Annotated in this window: 1 protein-coding gene; it reads right to left on the bottom strand. The window is 63.9% G+C overall.

Annotated elements, in window-relative coordinates:
* On the bottom strand, nucleotides 1-518 hold a 518-nt coding region (locus AC1DN9_RS30080; RefSeq protein WP_478106023.1), incomplete at both ends, for an amino acid--tRNA ligase-related protein.

Here is a 518-nt window from a genome sequence, read left to right as displayed (position 1 = left end):
GTGGTGGGGACGACCACCTCGACGTCGAACAGCTCCTTGATCTGCTCGCCGTGCTTCTCCTTGACCGCGGTGAAGCCGGCGACGATGAGGTTCTCATGGAGCGTCATGACGTCTTCGTGGCTGTCGATCCAGCTGAGCTCGGTGTCGACGCTCGTGAACTCCGTCGCGTGGCGGCTGGTGAAGCTGGGGTCGGCGCGGAACGCCGGGCCGATCTCGAAGATCTTGCCGAAACCGGCCGACTGCGCCATCTGCTTGAAGAACTGCGGGCTCTGCGACAGGTAGGCAGTGCGGTCGAAGTACTCCACCTCGAACAGCTCGGCGCGCGACTCGCTCGGGCTCGCCATCAGCTTGGGGGTGTGGATCTCGATGAAGTCGTTGTTCACCCAGTACTCGCGCAGCGCGTGCTCGAACGTCGTCTGGATGCGGAAGATCAGGTTGTTCTTCGGCTCGCGCAGGTCGAGGAAGCGCCAGTCCATGCGCTTGTCGATCCCGCTGTCGCCGGCGATCGGTGTCTCGGG

The organism is Variovorax sp. 05L425 (assembly GCF_056397705.1).
The sequence above is the reverse complement of the archived record's forward strand: the minus strand, read 5'-3'. Positions and strand labels throughout refer to the sequence as shown.